We start from the raw sequence: 19,091 nt of genomic DNA, 5'->3' as shown, positions 1-19,091 counted from the left end.
TATGTACTATTCTTATTTATTTCTCATCACGATTAAATGATGCTGGATTAAAGAAATTAGGGTTATTTCTCAACTGTTCTAAACGACTTGGATCAAGCGGCTTATTCAAATTGCCGTATTGAGAATTCTGTTCCTGTGCAGGCTCTGATTGAGGATTGTGTCTTAATGCATCCAAGCCATGTAAACCAACGGGTGGTTTTGGTTGAATCGTTTCTTGCGCTGCCGATTGTTGTACTGCCGATTGAGGGCGAGTAATTACAACCGGCTCTGCATCAACTACATCACCTAAACCTGTTGCTACGATAGTTACACGGATTTCATTGCTCATTTCAGGGACTAAGCTGGTACCAACGACGATAGTCGCATCATCTGAAGCAAAACTACCAACAGTGCTCCCTACTACGGTAAACTCATCAAAGCCAAGATCCATCCCAGCGGTAATATTAACAAGTATACCTTTAGCATCAGAAAGCTCAACTTTCTCTAGTAAATCATTTTTGATCGCAAGACGTGCCGCTTCTTCTGCTCGACCTGCACCAGGTTCACTTTGAGCCGAGCCAAAACCAATCATCGCCTGCCCCATCTCTGACATAACGGTTCTTACGTCTGCAAAGTCCACGTTAATTAAGCCAGGAGAGGTGATCATATCGGAGATCCCCATAACAGAATTACGTAAAACATCATTAGCCGCAGCAAAAGCATCAATTAACGTTGCATTTTTCGGGAGAACTTTTTGAATTTGTTGATTAGGAATGATGATCATTGAATCCACATATTGGGAAAGATCCTTGATACCAAGCTCAGCAAATTGCATACGTTTTTTGCCTTCGAAGTTAAATGGTTTGGTCACGATAGCAACAGTTAATATACCTAATTCCTTTGCGACTTTAGCGACAACAGGTGCAGCTCCCGTACCCGTTCCGCCTCCCATACCTGCAGCGATGAAAACCATGTCTGCACCTTCAAGCATTTTACGGATTTCTTCTTGATCGTCTTCAGCCGCCTTACGACCTATATTAGGATTCGCTCCCGCCCCAAGACCTTTCGTTGTTGCCCCACCGATTTGTACAGTTTGTTGAACCTGGCTTTTACGTAATGCTTGTGCATCGGTATTTACCGCATAGAATACGATCTTACCGTGTTCATCACTATCAATTGCATTCTCGCCCAAGAAATTACCATTAAATTCTTGTTGCACCATATTAGCAACCATGTGGTTAACTGCGTTACCGCCGCCTCCACCGACACCGACAACCTTTATCAGCGCTCCTGTTTGCTCTTCAAAATCACCATACTCTGGGTATAACATTTGCTGTTCTCCGTTACTGCTAATACTTTGCTAGCACATTAAAAAAGTTGAATTGTTTCTATTCTAAATTAAAAATCTAAATTTTTCAAAATTCTGACTTCACTTTATTAAAAATATTTTTGAGCAATTTCCAAAATTTTGTACCAATCGATTCATCGGAATAATCATTATCGATCGGATCATTATCACTATTTTGATGATGATATTGTAATAAGCCTACAACAGTAGAATATTGTGGACGATTGACATAATCAGTTAATCCAGTAATATTTAGCGGACTGCCGATACGCACTTGGCAACCAAAAACGCTTGCGGCACAACTTTTCAGATCTTCCATCTGTGCGCCACCACCTGTAATCACTATACCTGCGATAAGTTCAAATTTAATATGTCTAGTTTCTAATTCTGCTTTAAGTTTATCTAATTCATCTTTAACCACTCCGAGTAATTCAATATATCTTGCTGAAGTAATTAAAGATAAATCACTCTTGGTTAAAGCACGCGGCGCTCTTCCTCCAATACTCGCCACTTCAATTTTCTTATCACCGTGTAAACGCGCTGGATACAAAGCGCTGGCATAATTCACTTTTATGCGCTCTGCTTCCACCCGAGAAATCGTACAAGCGTGAGCTATATCATTGGTCACAATATTGCCAGCATATGGAATCACTTTACTAAAACGTAACGAACCACTGGTATAAACCATCATATTCATTGTGCCCGCACCAAAATCGACAAGACAAACGCCGAGATCTTTTTCATCCTCTGTCAAAACAGAATGAGTAGCGGCAAAGCCTGAAAATACAACTTTATCCACTTGTAACCCACAACGCTCAACCGCTTTTTTCAAATTATTTTGCCAATCTTGATGACAAGCAATTAAATGTACATTTGCTTTTAAACGAACGCCTCGCAAGCCTAATGGATTTTTTATATTAATCTGTTTATCTACTGCATATTCTTGTGGAATAATATGTAATAAAGAAAGACCTTCTGATAATTTCACCGAACTTGCAGTATGTAAAGCATCATCGATCTGATCCTGGGTGACTTCATTTTCAGAAATAGCAACAAAACCACTTTCATTTAAGCTTTGAATATGTTCACCTGTAATAGCTAGTGTAACACTCATTATCTGACAATCCGCCATTGACTCGGCGGCTTCAATTGCTCGTTGAATAGAATTAACTACGGCATCTAAATCAGTAATGCTTCCGCGATCAATTCCTTTGGAAGGACAACTGCCGACCCCAAGAACATTCACAACGCCATCAGGAAGTACTTCCCCGACAACAGCAACCACTTTTGATGTCCCTACTTCAAGGCCTACAATTACTTTCGGTTCCAATTCTTTTGTCATTTTCTCATTACACCCAATAAATTATTCTTATTTATCTATTAATCCGACCGCTGCAGATAAAGACGCATAACGCAAATCCACATAATTAATGCGCTTTCCTTCTGGAACTTCAATTTGTGGAAAAATCGTTACAAACCGATCCAACTTAGGCTTCCAATCACCCCGCCCAAGTTTTAGTATTATATCGTTATCTAACGTAACTTGCCATGCACCGCGCTCGTCAATCGTGACTCCCTTGACCATTAAATTTTTGGCCTTAAAATCAGCATAAATTTGCCCCCAAGCTTCTAACACTTTTAGATTTTGGTAATCTGGTCCTCCTAAATACGGGAAGGTTTTTTCTTTTAACTTATCCATGGGCAATTGGAAAACTATGCCATCTTTCGTAACAAATTCCGTCTTATTCCAAATTGCAACTGGTTGATATTCAGATAACCAAATACTTAAACGGTTTGGCCAAACTTTTCGAACGACAGCACCTTTTACCCAAGGGATCGTTTCAAGTTGCTCCCGAATTTGCTTCACGTCTTGCGCCCAAAAGCCTTTAAGCTCACCCATTTTTAGCAGCACATCTTGCACATCAGGATAAGTGGTAAACTCATTTTGTCCAACCAATGCATAAGCTGTAATTTTTCTATCACCGTCTAAGCTTTCAAGCCAACTTTGCCAATTTGAATAAACGAAATAACCTAGCCCCGCACAAAGTAACACCAGCACAAGTTTAATCTGAAACATAAAACGGAATTTCCTCTCTCCGTTAGATGAACGTCCCAATTTTATTGGTGATGTATTTTTGCGCTTGATTACATTCATTACGCACTCAACTCCAAAATTTTCACGACGAGTTGTTCAAATGAAATACCGACTGTTGACGCAGATTTAGGGAATAAACTGTGACTTGTCATTCCTGGGTTAGTGTTTACTTCCACTAAACGGAAATTACCTTGAGCATCCGTCATGACATCAATACGGCTCCAACCTCGACAACCCACCACATCATAGGCTCGTTTCACTAATTTCGATAGCTCTTGTTCACGTTCCGTAGGAAGTCCTGCTGGACAAAAATATTGGGTATTATCGGAAATATATTTCGCATCATAATCATAAAACTCACCTTCTGGCACAATGCGAACAGCAGGCAATACTTTGCCACCTAAAACAGGCACCGTTAATTCATCCCCTGCTAACCATTCTTCAATCAAAATGGTGTTATCAAATTTAAGCGCATAATCGACCGCACTTTTTAATTCTTCTACTGCTTTTACTTTTGTCAAACCCACACTTGAACCTTCAAGAGATGGCTTAACCATCAAAGGTAAACCTAGCTTTTTGACCACTACTTCTGGGTTTAGTTCGTGAGCATTTTCTTTCGTCACGATCTCCATATCCGCGACAGGTAAACCAAAAGCTTTCCATAACATTTTAGTACGCATTTTATCCATGGTTAACGCAGAAGCCATCACGCCACAACCCGTGTAAGGCAAACCGATTTGTTCCAATAAACCTTGCATAGTGCCATCTTCACCACCGCGACCATGTAGAATGTTAAAGACGCGATCAAAACCATCTGCTTTTAAATTCGCAACATTATATTCTTTAGGATCAATACCATGAGCATTATAACCTTGGCTTACTAAGGCATTTAACACGGCTGCACCTGAATTAAGCGAAACCTCACGTTCAGCTGATGTGCCACCAAATAACACCGCAATTTTTTCTTGTTTTAAATTCATTTTTTATCCTATTTTATTATCACTAATTGCAATACTTGGAAATTTAACAAATATTTTTTATGCTTTCCAAGACTCAGCTAACCCTCGGGAGATTTTACTTACACTTCCCGCACCTTGGGCTAGAATTAAATCACCATCTTGAATAATTTGATCTAATACATTGCCAAGTTGCTCTGTATCAGAAACTAAGATCGGATCGACTTTCCCTAGATTACGAATGGAACGGCAAAGTGCTTTGCTGTCAGCTCCAACAATTGGTGTTTCGCCTGCTGCGTACACGTCTAACATAATCAATGCATCCACTTGAGATAATACTTGCACAAACTCATCAAATAAATCTCGAGTACGTGAATAACGGTGAGGCTGGAAAATCATCACAATACGTTTATCTCCCCAGCCTTCACGAGCCGCTTTAATTGTTACATCAACTTCTGTTGGGTGATGGCCATAATCATCCACTAAGCGTACTTTACCATTTGGACGGATAAACTCACCTAATTGGTCAAAACGTCTTCCCGCACCTTGGAAATCAGCAAGCGCTTCTAAAATTGCTTCATTGCCAATACCTTCTTCTTTTGCGACTGCAAGTGCTGCCGTCGCATTTAACGCATTGTGTTTACCTGGCACATTCAATAATACATTGATGAGTTCACCACTTGGGCAAACTACGGTGTAATGACCTTGGAAACCCGTTTGTTCATAATCTTCGATACGATAGTCAGCGTGTTCACTGAAACCATACGTTAATACTTGACGTCCAACTTGAGGAACAAGTTCCATTAATACTGCATCATCTGCGCACATCACCGCTAAACCGTAGAACGGTAAGTTATGTAAGAACTTCACGTAAGTGGCTTTCATCTTCTCAAAATCACCACCGTACGTATCCATATGATCCGGTTCAATATTGGTCACCACAGAAACCATCGGCTGCAAGTGTAAGAAAGACGCATCACTTTCATCTGCTTCTGCGATTAAATAACGGCTTGCGCCTAAATGCGCATTTTTACCTGCTGATTTAACCAAACCACCATTAACGAAAGTTGGATCCAGTTTCGCTTGAGTATAAATCATCGAAATCATGGCTGTAGTTGTGGTTTTACCGTGAGTACCCGCTACTGCAATACCATGACGGAAACGCATAATTTCAGCCAACATTTGTGCTCGTTGAATCACGGGAATACGATTTTGTTTAGCGGCAATTAATTCTGGATTATCTTCATGGATCGCGCTTGATACAACAACGACACTTGCCCCTTGCACATTTTCCGCTTGGTGACCAATGAAAATTTTTGCGCCAGCTTGAGCAAGACGCTGAGTCACAACACCATCTGCAATATCCGAACCAGAGATATCATAACCTTCATTTAATAAAATTTCGGCAATCCCACTCATACCGGCGCCGCCGATACCAATGAAATGAATTTGTTGAACCCGACGCATCTCAGGGATAATCTTTCTAATTTCGTCCGAAATATGTTTCATATTATTTCACCTTTATTTTTAGCCGCACTTTTAGGTTGCGAGTTTATTACCACCCTCTCAACCTCTCTGTTCTTATTTCGCGTTTTCTACAATAACATCAGCTACACGTTTAGCTGCCAATGGGGCCGACATTTCTTTTGCCTTAATCGCCATCGCTAGCAAAGTTTCACGATCTGTTTTTTCTAAGAAATCGACTAACACATCCGCATTTAATTCATTTTGCTGAATAATTTTTGCTGCACCTACATCGGCAAGATATTTCGCATTTAAATATTGTTGTTGATCTTTATGCTGGAATGGTACAAAAATTGCTGGTGTCCCCACTGCTGCTAATTCACATACCGTTAAAGCTCCAGAGCGACAAATCACCACATCAGCCCAAGCGTAGGCTTCTGCCATATCATCAATAAATTCTGTAATTTTGACCGAATTTGCATGTTCACCATAAAGTGCAGTCACACTTTCAACAGAACCTTTCCCCACTTGATGACGCACTTCTAGTTTATCTGCCAAACGCGCTACTACTTGTGGAATTGTTTGATTGAGTACGCGAGCCCCTTGGCTTCCCCCCACGACAAGTACTCTCAATTTTCCGCTTCTTTCTGAAAAACGTGCTTGTGGTGATGGCATTTCAAATAAATCTTGGCGAACTGGGTTTCCTACAACTTCAGCATCTTTGAATGCCGTTGGGAAAGCTTGCAACACACGTGTCGCAATTTTTGCTAACCATTCATTAGTTAAACCTGCCACCGCATTTTGTTCATGTAAAATAACTGGCACACCGCAAAGTTTTGCAGCAATACCACCTGGGCCGGACACATAACCACCCATGCCTAATACAGCATTAGGTTGATATTCTTGAATAATTTTACGAGCTTGCAATACTGCTCTAAAAATAGCAAAAGGTGCGCCTAGTAATGCTTTAATGCCTTTACCACGCAACCCTGAAATTTGAATAAAACGAATAGGAATGCCATGTTTTGGTACAAGCTGTGCTTCCATGCGATCTTTTGTACCTAACCAGCAAATTTCCCAACCTTCTTTTTGTAAGGTTTGAGCAACAGCGATGGCGGGGAAAACATGTCCACCAGTACCACCTGCCATAACTAATAATTTTTTACTCATAAATATCCCTAATCATCTCTCAGACGAGCTTGACCACCACGTTGTAATCTATTTTCATGGTCAATACGCAATAAAATTCCTACTGTTGCCGACATAATAATGATACTTGAACCACCGTAACTCACTAATGGGAAAGTTAAACCTTTTGTCGGTAACATCCCTAAGGCCATGCCCAGATTGACGAAACCTTGGAAGAAAATCCAGAAGCTAATACCTAAAGCAAAAAAACCTCGGAAACGTTGTTCTAACATAAGTGACTCACGTCCAATTTTCATTGCACGAAAAATCAATAAACCTAAGAGAATCACCACCACCAAAATACCAATAAAACCAAACTCTTCACCAATAATCGCCATGATAAAGTCAGTATGAGCTTCAGGAAGATAATCAAGTTTTTGAATGGAGTTACCCAGTCCTTCCCCACTAATTTCACCACGACCAAACGCCATCAAAGAGTTAGTCAGCTGAAATCCTGTTCCATAAGGATCTTTAAACGGTTCTAAGAAACCGGTAAACCGTTTTAAACGATAAGAGGCTGAAAGGACCAACCAAACAAAGAGAAGTATGCCTGTACCAATTAGCAAAATAAATTGCCAAAAATTTGCACCGACAATAAAAAGCATACCGAAAGTAATAATAAACAGTACAACGGTACTCCCTAAGTCAGGCTGAGCGAGTAAGAATACCCCTAATACTCCCATCACAATGAAAGGCTTAGCTGCACTGAATTTTTTACCTCGAACTTCATCATAACGACGCGTAAAATAGCTCGCGAGAAAACAGGTTAAAGCTAACTTCGCAAATTCCGCAGGCTGGAAATTTAAAATCCCTAAAGAAATCCAACGTTTTGCACCATTAACAGAAGTCCCGATACCGAGAACCAGTATTAATAAAACAATGGCTAATAAGAAAATTTTAGCGTGCCACTTTTCCCATTGAGAAGAAGAAATTTGGAGCGTTAAATAGCAAGTTGCTAAAGAAAGTAAGACATAAACGGCATCACGTTTAGCAAAATAGAATGTATCATTAAATACGCGTGCACTGTAAGGCATTGAAGCAGAAGTTACCGCGACTAAACCAATCAGCAATAGCACGACAAAAAGCCAAAACAATGCGCGATCGTAAAGTAACCCTTGTGGCGTCACTCTCGCCCATTGTTCATAATTTTGTTTAATTTTATTGATAAATTCCATTACTGCCCTAATTCTTTAAGCTAATTTTGCTAAACGAGTAAACTCTTCGCCGCGTTTTTCAAAAGAGGCAAATTGATCCAAACTTGCACAAGCAGGAGATAATAACACCATATCGCCTGCTTTTAAATGTGGACGTAAAAATGAAATAGCTTGTTCCATAGTTTCAAACAAATGACTTTGACTTGAAAGTGCAGCGAGTTGTTTGCCATCACGACCAAAGCAATAGGTTGAAATATAAGGTTGGTTGATTAAATCAGCGAGTTCAGAAAAATCTGCACCTTTACCATCACCACCTAATAAAAGGTGTAATGTTCCCTCAACATATAACCCTGCCAATGCTGCAACGGTGCTACCTACATTAGTGGCTTTAGAATCATTAATCCAACGAACACCATTCGCTTGATGGGCTAATTGGAAACGATGATCTAAGCCTTTAAATTGACGAAGTGCGGTACGAATTGCCTCTAAATTTATACCTACTGCTTGTGCTAACGCTGTCGCCGCTAAAATATTCATGTAATTATGACGGCCAACTAAGGTCGCTTCATCACAAGGTAAAATGACTTCCTCTTTCGCCATTAAGTACTGTTTACCGTTTTCGGTTTTTAGCCAGTAATCCGCTTGATTTTCAGCAAAAGACACCACCTTCTTAGCTTGATTTTCACCTTCGCCAAACGTGAGTTTATCTTCTAAATTCACTACTGCTGTTTCCGCATTGTGGTAAATACGCAATTTGGCTTGGCGATAATCTTCTAAATCAACATAGCGATCCATGTGATCTTCAGTCACATTAAGCACTGTCGCTGCAGCCGCTTTCAAACTATAAGTGGTTTCAAGTTGGAAACTGGAAAGTTCTAAGACATAAAGATCACAATCTTCATTTAATAATGACAACGCAGGAATGCCAATGTTTCCACCCATTCCCACTTTTATTCCGGCCGCTTTCGCCATTTCATAGACCAATGTTGTCACGGTGCTTTTACCGTTAGAACCAGTAATTCCTACAATTGGCTTCGTTGCTGCTCGGCAGAATAATTCGATATCTCCTATTACTTCCACGCCAGCTGAAAGTGCGGTCTGAATTTCAGGTGTTTTTACCGCGAGTCCTGGGCTAATGACAATAATATCGCTTTCAAGTAACCATTGTTGATTTAGACTACCTGTGTGTAAAGGAACATTTTTAGGTAATTGCTCTGCTCCTGCTGGATGTTGACGTGTATCAATCACACGGATATTAGCTTGTTGAGATTGAAGATATTCAACGCAAGAAAGGCCTGTTTTTCCGAGGCCTATGATGGTGATAGTTTTATTTTGATATAGAGTTGTCATGTTGTTTTTCTTCTCTAGTATTCTGGGATCACGCAGGGTGCAACAAGTGCACCCTACAAAAATTATCTTAGTTTGAGCGTTACAAGCCCCATCAACACTAACATCAAGGATATAATCCAAAACCGAATAATCACTCTTGGTTCTGGCCAACCTTTCAATTCAAAGTGGTGATGAATTGGTGCCATTCTGAAAATACGTTGTTTTCTTAATTTGTAAGAACCCACTTGCAAAATCACAGACAAGGCTTCAACAACAAATACCCCGCCCATAATCACTAATAAGAATTCTTGGCGAACAAGGATGGCAACAACACCAAGTGCGCCACCAAGTGCTAGAGACCCCACATCGCCCATAAAGACTTGAGCCGGATAAGTGTTAAACCATAAGAATCCTAAGCCTGCCCCTACGATTGCAGTACAGAATACCACGACTTCTGAACTATATTTGATGTAAGGAATATGTAAGTATTCTGCAAAATTAACGTTACCGGTCGCCCATGCAATCAAAGCAAATGCACCAGCCACTAATGCTGTTGGCATGATGGCAAGACCATCTAAACCGTCGGTCAAGTTTACCGCATTACCTGTACCCACAATTACAAAGTAAGACAACACAATATAGAATAGGCCTAATTGTGGCATGATATCTTTGAAGAATGGAATCACTAAACGAGTTGCATCTGTATCATGACCTAACCAATACAACCAAATGATCGCCACTAATGCGACGACTGACATCCAGAAATATTTCCAACGCGCAATTAAACCATCGGTATTTTTACGCGTGATTTTACGGAAATCATCCACAAAGCCAATTGCACCATAGCCAAATAGCACAAATAAACAAATCCAAACATAAGGATTCGTTAAGTTGGCCCATAATAACGTACTTACGCCGATGGAGAATAAAATCATCACACCGCCCATGGTTGGTGTACCTTTTTTCGCAAAATGACTTTCAGGACCATCATTACGCACTTCTTGGCCAAATTTTAAAATTTGAAGGCGTTTGATCACTTTCGGACCAATCCATAAAGAAATGAAAAGTGCGGTCAATAATGCCAAAATCGCACGTACGGTAATATAGGAAATGGCATTGAATGCCGTTTCATAGTGAACTAAGTATTCAGCAAGCCAAACTAACATAAGCTATCCTTTAATGAATAAATCGTCTCTTCCATTTTCATTGAGCGCGAGCCTTTCGCTAATACGACGACTTTTTGGTTTTCTTGTAATTTCTGTTTAATAATATCTAACGCATAAGCTTTCAATTCAGCTTTATCTTTAAAATGTTTTCCAAAAACAGCTTCAGAAATGACCGCACTTTCTATTCCGTAAGAAAGCACTAAATCTAATTTAGCTTGTTTTGCATGTTCGCCCACTTGTTGATGACATTTTAGGCTATCCTCGCCTAATTCTTTCATATCGCCCACAAGTAGAATACGGAAAGCATCATAACCTTTTAAAACATCAATCGCAGCTTGTAAAGAATCAACATTCGCATTGTAAGTATCATCTAATAAAAGTAGATTTTCATTCACTTGAATCGGGAATAAGCGTCCTTTTACTTGAGAGCGATGTTCAAGACCTGCTTTTACATCAGCAAGACTCGCGCCCACATTCATAGCAAGTGCGGTCGCAGCCAAGGCATTTTTTACATTATGCTCACCTAAATAAGGCAAATTAATTTCAATACTACCTTTTGGCGAAACTAACGTAAACATCGAGCCATTAGGTGCATGTTTGACATTTTCAGCTTTGTAATCACGCCCATTGAAATATTGAATAGCATGGGAACCAATTTCTTTTTGCCATAATTCAATATAATTATGTTCGCTGTTAATAATCGCCACGCCATTTTGAGTTAAACCGCGGTAGATTTCACCTTTTGCACGTGCTACACCTTCAATGGAACCAAAACCCTCTAAATGTGCAGCTGCCACGTTATTCACTAGTGCTGCTTCTGGCTGAGCAAGATGCGTCGTGTAATCAATTTCACCTTGATGATTTGCACCTAATTCAATAACGGCAAATTTATGTTGTTCGGTTAAGCGTAATAATGTGAGTGGTACCCCAATATCGTTGTTGAAATTACCATTAGTGAATAGCACTGCTTCTGCATTACCTGCCGTTTGTTGCAAAATGGATGCTGTCATCTCTTTCACCGTGGTTTTACCTGATGAACCCGTCATCGCTACGGTACGAGGATTAATTTTTTCACGTAACCATTTTGCTAATTGACCAAGCGCTAAACGCGTATCTGCAACAACTAATTGAGGCGTTACTATTTCAGTATTGGCTTGTTGCACAACTAAGGCTGTTGCACCTTGCTCAACGGCTTTATCTAAGTATTGATGGGCATCAAAATGCTCACCTTTTAACGCAAAGAAAAGCGAGTTAGATACCGCTTTGCGCGTATCAGTATTGATATTTTCAACAACGGCCTGCCCATCACCAATCAGTTTGGCATTGAATATTTGGGCAAGCTGTTGGGTAGTAAGTTTAATCATTCTGTTTTTTTATTTTTTCATTAAATAGGCTTCCGCCACTTCTTGATCGGAGAAATGAAGTGTCTTATCACCAATGATCTGATAGTTTTCATGGCCTTTACCGGCAATCACAATCACATCGTTTTCAACGGCATTTTCAATCGTAAATCTGATGGCCTCTTCGCGATCCGGAATGACACCAACATCTTCCATTCGACTAAAACCCGTAAGAATATCTGCCTCAATTTTATTTGGCTCTTCTGTGCGTGGATTATCTTGGGTTACGATCACTAAATCAGCAAATTGTTCTGCAGCTTTTGCCATCAATGGACGCTTGCCTGCATCACGATCACCGCCGCAGCCAAAGATACACCAAAGTTTACCTTTGCAATGCTCACGAGCAGCATTCAATGCTTTTTCTAACGCATCTGGAGTATGCGCATAATCAACGATAACCGTTGGTTTTTCTGCTTTTTTAATAAGTTCCATTCTTCCATTTACTCCTTTTAGTTGTGAAACAGTACGGATAAGATCATCGAAAGAATAACCTAAAGCCAATAAAACAGCCGTGGCTAACAACAGATTACTCACGTTAAAAGCGCCAATTAATGGGCTATGTAATGTGCCATTCCCCCAACTTGATACAAACTCAATGACTGCTCCTTCATGAGTAAAACGAATTTGAGTAGCATAAAGCCATTGTTGAGATGTTGGATGGAAATTGGGGTGACAGCTGACTGCGATACCATTTGGTAATTCATTTAACCATGCGGCCCCAATGGGATCGTCAGCATTAAGAATTTGTAATTCAGATGCTAAATCAACGAAAAAACGTTTTTTAGCTTCGGCATACTTTTCCATTGTTTTGTGATAATCCAAATGATCGCGACTTAAATTGGTAAAAATAGCAGCTTTAAATTTGAGCGCTTCAACACGATATTGAGCTAAACCATGTGAAGACACTTCGATAGATGCAAAATCAGCCCCTTTCTCTACAAAATCAGCGAGGTTTGCTTGAACTTCAACGGCTGAACCTGTGGTATTTTTAGCTTCCTTAACTTGACCTAATAAACCATTGCCAATGGTGCCCATGACAGCGGCTTTATGGCCAAATAGCGTTGCCCATTGAGCTAATAATTGAGAAACGGTGGTTTTACCATTTGTTCCAGTGACACCAACTAAAGTCAATTTTTCGGAAGGATTGTCATAAAATTGACCTGCCAATGCTGAAAGATTAGCTGATAAATGATTGAAATGAATCACTGGCACATTATTTTGCCATTGGATGTTCAAATGCTCGTTTTCTAAATCTGTCTCTAAAACGACCGCACTTGCACCAGAAGAAATAGCTTGAGGAACAAATTGACTCGCATCAAAACGATGCCCTTTTACTGCCACAAACAAATCACCTTGGGTCACTTTGCGGCTATCTAACACCATTGCCTTCACATTAATGTCTGAAAGCACCGGAAGATCAAAAAGTGCGGTCAATTTTTTCATTGTTTTGCCTTTTCTTAATTCATTTTTTCAAATTTTTGATCGCTTAAGCGAACGGTACGTCTTGCTGTTTTTTCTGTTGGTTCTGCATCTGGTGCAATACCATTAGCACGTAAGGTATAACCCATAATGCTCGAGAATACCGGTGCAGATATCGCACCACCATAGTACTGCCCTGCTTTCGGATCGTTAATCAAAATCACTAATGCATAACGTGGATCGCTAATGGGTGCAATACCCGCTGTAAATGCCACATATTTTTTAACATAGTGACCATTTTCAATTTTACGCGCTGTACCTGTTTTCGCACCAACACGATAACCTTCAACCATCGCACGTTTATTTTTGATCGCGACTTTTTCTAACATACCCACTACGTCTTTCGTGATTTTCTCAGAGAAGACACGTTGACCAATGACTGGCGGATCGACTTTTGTGATAGAAAGCGGACGATAAATCCCGAAGCTACCTAAAGTGGCATAAGCGCGTGCAATTTGTAATGGTGTTGAAGTGAAACCATAACCATAAGCTACCGTAGCACGTTCGATATCAGCCCAACGTTTACGGTTTGCATTTAATACACCACGTTGTTCACCAATTAAGCCTAACTCTGTATCTTTACCTAAGCCCGCATTTTGGTAAGTTTCCATTAATGCAGAAGGTGGCATACGTAACGCAAGACGAGTCACACCACGGTTACTGGAGTTAATCAAAATTTCATCTAAGGTTTGTTGTGGGCGAGGTGCCACGTCGACAATTTCTTTACCACTTACGGTAAATGAACCTGTATTAATCACTTCATCACGTCTCGCTGCGCCGCGTTGAAGTGCGGTCAAAACAACGAAAGGTTTTATGGTTGAACCAGGTTCAAATGTATCGGTAATCGCACGGTTACGTTTTAACTCATCTTTTACATTGTTTAGATTATTCGGATTGTAAGAAGGCGCCGTTGCCATTGCTAATACTTCACCTGTACGCACATCTACCAATACCGCAGTACCTGACTCTGCATTGTTCTCTGTTACCGCTTTTTTAATTTCTCGATACACCATTGATTGTAACTTTTCATCAATACTTAAGGTAACATCTTGTGCATCATATTTTTTCTCATCAGCAATATGTTCAACCACGTTACCGTGTTTATCTTTACGCACAACGCGAGCACCGTCTTTCCCCACTAACATTGAGTTGAAGCTTGCCTCAACCCCTTCAATCCCTTTACCATCAATATTAGTAAAACCGACTAATTGAGCCGCTTCTTCTACACGAGGATAAAATCGACGTGGTTCAGTCTCTAATGAAATACCTTTAATTTTGAGGTCACGAATATAATTCGCTTTGCTCGCTTCTACTTGACGCGCTAAATACAAAAAACCTGATTTTGCATTTTTCTCAATTTTTTTCACCAACTCAGCTGGTGTCATATTTAATTCGTTAGCAAGGGCTTTAATACGTTCTTTGTCATCTAATGCATTTTCTTTTAGCATTAAACGCGGTTCAGCCACAATTGCACTCATCGGCACACTCACCGATAACAATTGGCCATTACGATCTAAAATTGATCCTCGAACAGAAAGCACGTCATCTTTACGTAATGAACGTTTGTCCGCTTCACCAGAAAGGGTTTCAGAATTAACCGATTGCACATAAGCAGCACGAGCCACTAATGCGCCTAAGCCTAAGAAAATAAAACTTGTCGCGATGAGATAACGACCACGAAGGAAACATTTCTCAAACACCATTTTCGGTTTGTTTGGTTTTACTGACGCTGGTTGAGCCAATTTTCTAATTGTTTTCTTTGGCTTTGCTGGTTTCTTAGAGGAATTAAATCTAACCATTTTATTCAAAATCCCTATTCAAAAATAACCACTTCTTGTTCACTTTGAACACGTTGCATTTTTAATGTACCAATCGCAATGGATTCAACTCTTGTATTATCACTTTCGGTTGCTTCTTGTAATTGCAAATTGCGATATTCGTTTTCAAGGGCTTGATGTTGCAATACCAACTGCCCGTTTTCAGAAATTAGGCCTCGTGTTTGATGTGTCATCCAAATTGTGCCCATTGCAGAAGCTAAAATTAATAAAAGTAAGATAACAATTAATTTATTAGAAGAAAAAATATCTTCAACGAGAATATGTTGTAAAGGATAACGTTCGCTATTTTCTAACATCTTATTTCACCCTTTCCGCAATACGTAAAACCGCACTTCTTGAGCGTGGATTTGCCGAAATTTCTGCCTCACTCGGCTGAATCGCTTTACCAATGATTTTTAACTTTTGATTACGTTGAATTTGATCTTCACGTAGTGGTAAACCTCTTGGAATATCCTCGCCTTTGCTTTGCTTACGCATGAAATGTTTTACCATTCTGTCTTCAAGTGAATGGAAACTGATAATCGATAAACGTCCTTCTGGTGCCAACATATCTAATGCAGAATTTAGTACACTTTCTAATTCATCTAATTCCGCATTAATATAAATTCGAATGGCTTGGAAACTACGCGTCGCAGGATGCTTATGTTTATCTTTAAACGGCACAGCTTGAGCAATTAATTCAGCGAGCTGAGAAGTACGACTTAAACATTCTGTGCCATTTTTGACCGCACTTTTATTGAATTCTACGATGGCAGTAGCAATTCGTTTTGCAAAACGCTCTTCGCCGAAGGTTTTTAACACCCAAGTTAAATCATCAACAGATACTTGTTTTAGCCACTCTGCTGCTGATAAACCTTGTGTGGTATCCATGCGCATATCTAACGGACCATCTTTCATAAAACTGAAACCACGATCAGCTTCATCAAGCTGTGGAGATGACACGCCTAAATCCAGCAAAATTCCGTCAACTTTACCAACTAAATCAAGTTTTTGACAGATGTCTGGAATGTGTGAAAAGCTTGTATGTTCGATATGAAAACGAGGGTCTTGAATTTTTTCAGCTTCAGCAATCGCACGAGGATCGCGATCTACCGCAATTAAACGACCATGTTCAGAAAGTTGGGAGAGAATAAGACGAGAATGACCACCACGACCAAAGGTCCCATCAATATAAATTCCGTTTTCTTTCAACGCCAAACCATCCACCGCCTCGTGAAGCAAAACTGTGATATGTTCAGGTGCAGAAAAGGAATTTTGCGTAGTCATAAATAAAGGTTAAATCAAAATCAATAAAGAAAAGATAGAGCGGTACTTGCACCGCTTATCCTGCTAGTGCTGCTGTTCTATAATGACAGCATTTTTAGTTCTTCAGAAGCACCGAATTCAGCACTTGAGCCAATTTCGATATCTTCATCAATTTGTGCATACCATTCGGTATCGCTCCAAATTTCAAATTTGTTCAACTGCCCAACCAACATTAAACCTTTTTCTAATTTTGCGTGTTGGCGCAATGGACCACTTAATAAGATACGACCTTGCGCATCCATTTCACATTCTGTGGCATAACCGAGCATCACACGTTGTAAGCGGCGTTGGTTTGGGTCAAAGTTGGAAAGTGAAAGTAGTTTTTGTTCGATTTTTTCCCATTCATCTAAAGGATAAAGTAATAAACAAGGCTGACGAATATCAACGGTACAAACCATTTGGCCTTGGTTCTTTTCCATGATTTCAGCACGGTAACGCGTAGGAATCGCTACTCGACCCTTTGCATCTAAATTTACCGCTGCTGCCCCACGAAACATTTCTCTAGCTTTAAACCTTTATTTTTAGAAAAAATTGACAGAATTCTCCACAAAATTCCACTTTTCACCACTTTGTGTAAGTTTATCGGTTGTAGCCTTAACTTGCAAGCAATTAAAACGTAAAGATTAGTAAATTCTGGTAATAACATAAACAAAAAAACCGTTTGAGATTTTACTCAAACGGTTTTCAATTTTTAACTCGATTTAATTAGTTATTTACATACGCTTCTTCATCACGATTACCTAATGGTTTAAGCTGTGTGAAGAATAAAACTAAACAAAGTACTGTTAAGCCTAAGCCGATATAAACAGATAATTGATAGTCTAAACCAAAACCGATTTTGTTGTATGCAAGGTAAGTGAAACATACTGTACTGATAAATGCCGCAGGGATTGTACATATCCAGTGGAATTTATTATAGCGATATAAATACGCAGCTGCAGTCCATAACATAACCATCGCAGTAGTTTGGTTCGCCCAAGTGAAGTAACGCCATAAGATAGAGAAATCCACTTTTGATACGATATAACCAACCACGAATAATGGCACAGCAATAATTAAACGTTTAGCTAAGGTTTTTTGTTCTAAATGGAAAAATTCTGCAATAACAAGACGTGCCGCACGGAATGCTGTATCGCCTGATGTAATTGGAAGAACAACCACACCTAATACTGCAAAAATGCCACCAATCAAGCCCAAGAAATGAATTGAAGAGTCATAAACGACCTTAGATGGAGAGCCTGCTTTAATCGCTTCCAATAGACCCGGTAAAGAATCATAAAAACTCAAACCAACCGCACACCATACTAATGCAATTATACCTTCGCCTATCATCGCACCGTAGAAAATGAAACGTCCTTCTTTTTCGTTTTCAGTACAACGCGCCATTAATGGGCTTTGTGTTGCGTGGAAACCAGATAATGCACCACAAGAGATTGTTAAGAACAAGAGTGGCCATAATGGTAAATCCCCACGGGTTTCAAAATTTTGGAAGAATTTCTCAAAAGACATACCGTCCACAGAACGATAGAAAGAAATCGGATCTGCTGAACTAAGATCTGCACTGACTAAACCATATACCATACCAACAGACATAAAGAGCAATAATGCACCAAAGAACGGGTAGATACGACCAATAATTTTATCAACAGGAAGTAATGTCGCAAGAATATAGTAAATGAAGATGATAGCAGTCCAAACACTGATAACCGTCGCTTTATCCATACCCCAAACGGTAATACCACCTGCTTCAACCGCATGATGAATCTCTTCTGCATTGCTGATAGAAAGTCCTCCCGCAGAAGCACCTAATACATCCATTGTAATCGTACCCATTAATTGAGCTGGACTTGCTACAAATACCACTCCCACTAATAATAAAAGAACAACCGCTAAGATGTTAATAAATGCTTTAACCGGACGACCTAAGTATTTACCTGCGAGGTTAGGCATAGATGCTCCGCCATTACGCACACTTAACATTCCGCAGAAATAATCGTGTACTGCACCGGCAAAAATACAACCAATGACAATCCAAAGCATAGCTACTGGTCCATATAACGCACCAAGAATCGGACCAAAGATTGGACCAGTACCCGCAATATTTAATAATTGAATTAACCAAATCTTAGTTTTAGACATTGGCATATAGTCAACGCCATCATTCATGGTATACGCAGGCGTTTGACGATTTGGATTGATCACAAAAATGCGCTCAATCACTCGACTATAAAAGAAATAACCTGCAAGCAATAACGCCACGCAGAAGAAAAACCACAACATAAAAAATACTCCTCAGGAATAAATGAATACCGAAATCTAGCCATACGCTAGACTTCGTCGGCGGTATTCTAAGTTAAAATTCTCAAAATCAAAAATTTTAATTTTTACAT

General features: G+C 39.8%; 16 protein-coding genes. All 16 read right to left on the bottom strand.

What is annotated here, in order from left to right; translation table 11 throughout:
* Positions 1 to 16: 16 nt before the first annotated feature.
* The 16 genes from ftsZ to QQS40_RS06160 all read right to left on the bottom strand — a co-directional run bounded on the left by ftsZ (position 17) and on the right by QQS40_RS06160 (position 18,981).
* Entirely contained in the window at positions 17 to 1,309 is a 1,293-nt protein-coding gene (gene ftsZ, locus QQS40_RS06235) for a cell division protein FtsZ (protein ID WP_289901304.1), read from the bottom strand.
* An 85-nt stretch (positions 1,310 to 1,394) separates the two neighbouring features.
* Positions 1,395 to 2,669, bottom strand: a complete 1,275-nt coding sequence (ftsA, locus tag QQS40_RS06230) for a cell division protein FtsA (protein ID WP_289901305.1) — start codon at positions 2,667 to 2,669, stop codon at positions 1,395 to 1,397.
* A 27-nt stretch (positions 2,670 to 2,696) separates the two neighbouring features.
* Positions 2,697 to 3,482: a cell division protein FtsQ/DivIB gene (locus tag QQS40_RS06225; RefSeq protein WP_289901306.1), complete on the bottom strand. Its 786-nt coding sequence runs from the start codon at positions 3,480 to 3,482 to the stop codon at positions 2,697 to 2,699.
* Complete coding sequence (locus tag QQS40_RS06220; protein ID WP_289901307.1) at positions 3,482 to 4,402, bottom strand: D-alanine--D-alanine ligase; 921 nt, start codon at positions 4,400 to 4,402, stop codon at positions 3,482 to 3,484. The genes QQS40_RS06225 and QQS40_RS06220 overlap by 1 nt, the downstream gene beginning before the upstream one ends.
* A gap of 57 nt (positions 4,403 to 4,459) precedes the next feature.
* Positions 4,460 to 5,887 (bottom strand): UDP-N-acetylmuramate--L-alanine ligase, encoded by a 1,428-nt coding sequence (gene murC / locus QQS40_RS06215; protein WP_289901308.1) that lies wholly within the window; start codon positions 5,885 to 5,887, stop codon positions 4,460 to 4,462.
* Positions 5,888 to 5,959: 72 nt separating this feature from the next.
* Positions 5,960 to 7,012, bottom strand: a complete 1,053-nt coding sequence (murG, locus tag QQS40_RS06210; protein WP_329504336.1) for an undecaprenyldiphospho-muramoylpentapeptide beta-N-acetylglucosaminyltransferase — start codon at positions 7,010 to 7,012, stop codon at positions 5,960 to 5,962.
* A gap of 8 nt (positions 7,013 to 7,020) precedes the next feature.
* Entirely contained in the window at positions 7,021 to 8,205 is a 1,185-nt protein-coding gene (gene ftsW / locus QQS40_RS06205; protein ID WP_049356601.1) for a putative lipid II flippase FtsW, read from the bottom strand.
* 15 nt (positions 8,206 to 8,220) lie between these two features.
* Complete coding sequence (gene murD, locus QQS40_RS06200; protein ID WP_289901310.1) at positions 8,221 to 9,534, bottom strand: UDP-N-acetylmuramoyl-L-alanine--D-glutamate ligase; 1,314 nt, start codon at positions 9,532 to 9,534, stop codon at positions 8,221 to 8,223.
* A 62-nt stretch (positions 9,535 to 9,596) separates the two neighbouring features.
* Entirely contained in the window at positions 9,597 to 10,679 is a 1,083-nt protein-coding gene (gene mraY / locus QQS40_RS06195) for a phospho-N-acetylmuramoyl-pentapeptide-transferase (protein ID WP_329504333.1), read from the bottom strand.
* Positions 10,673 to 12,043 (bottom strand): UDP-N-acetylmuramoyl-tripeptide--D-alanyl-D-alanine ligase, encoded by a 1,371-nt coding sequence (murF, locus tag QQS40_RS06190; protein ID WP_297569998.1) that lies wholly within the window; start codon positions 12,041 to 12,043, stop codon positions 10,673 to 10,675. The genes mraY and murF overlap by 7 nt, the downstream gene beginning before the upstream one ends.
* A 9-nt stretch (positions 12,044 to 12,052) precedes the next feature.
* Positions 12,053 to 13,522 (bottom strand): UDP-N-acetylmuramoyl-L-alanyl-D-glutamate--2,6-diaminopimelate ligase, encoded by a 1,470-nt coding sequence (murE, locus tag QQS40_RS06185; RefSeq protein WP_329504330.1) that lies wholly within the window; start codon positions 13,520 to 13,522, stop codon positions 12,053 to 12,055.
* A 14-nt stretch (positions 13,523 to 13,536) separates the two neighbouring features.
* Positions 13,537 to 15,357 (bottom strand): penicillin-binding transpeptidase domain-containing protein, encoded by a 1,821-nt coding sequence (locus tag QQS40_RS06180; protein WP_329504328.1) that lies wholly within the window; start codon positions 15,355 to 15,357, stop codon positions 13,537 to 13,539.
* A gap of 14 nt (positions 15,358 to 15,371) precedes the next feature.
* Positions 15,372 to 15,692, bottom strand: coding sequence for a cell division protein FtsL (gene ftsL / locus QQS40_RS06175; protein WP_302482248.1), 321 nt, complete (start codon positions 15,690 to 15,692; stop codon positions 15,372 to 15,374).
* 1 nt (position 15,693) lies between these two features.
* Positions 15,694 to 16,662, bottom strand: coding sequence for a 16S rRNA (cytosine(1402)-N(4))-methyltransferase RsmH (gene rsmH, locus QQS40_RS06170; protein WP_289901315.1), 969 nt, complete (start codon positions 16,660 to 16,662; stop codon positions 15,694 to 15,696).
* 77 nt (positions 16,663 to 16,739) lie between these two features.
* On the bottom strand, positions 16,740 to 17,198 hold the full coding sequence (mraZ, locus tag QQS40_RS06165; RefSeq protein WP_005696540.1) for a division/cell wall cluster transcriptional repressor MraZ: 459 nt from the start codon (positions 17,196 to 17,198) through the stop codon (positions 16,740 to 16,742).
* Positions 17,199 to 17,406: 208 nt separating this feature from the next.
* A complete protein-coding gene (locus QQS40_RS06160) occupies positions 17,407 to 18,981 on the bottom strand; it encodes a carbon starvation CstA family protein (RefSeq protein WP_289901316.1) in 1,575 nt (524 codons plus the stop codon).
* Positions 18,982 to 19,091: the final 110 nt, after the last annotated feature.

This window comes from Haemophilus parainfluenzae, assembly GCF_036288925.1.
Taxonomy (GTDB): domain Bacteria; phylum Pseudomonadota; class Gammaproteobacteria; order Enterobacterales; family Pasteurellaceae; genus Haemophilus_D.
The sequence above is the reverse complement of the archived record's forward strand: the minus strand, read 5'-3'. Positions and strand labels throughout refer to the sequence as shown.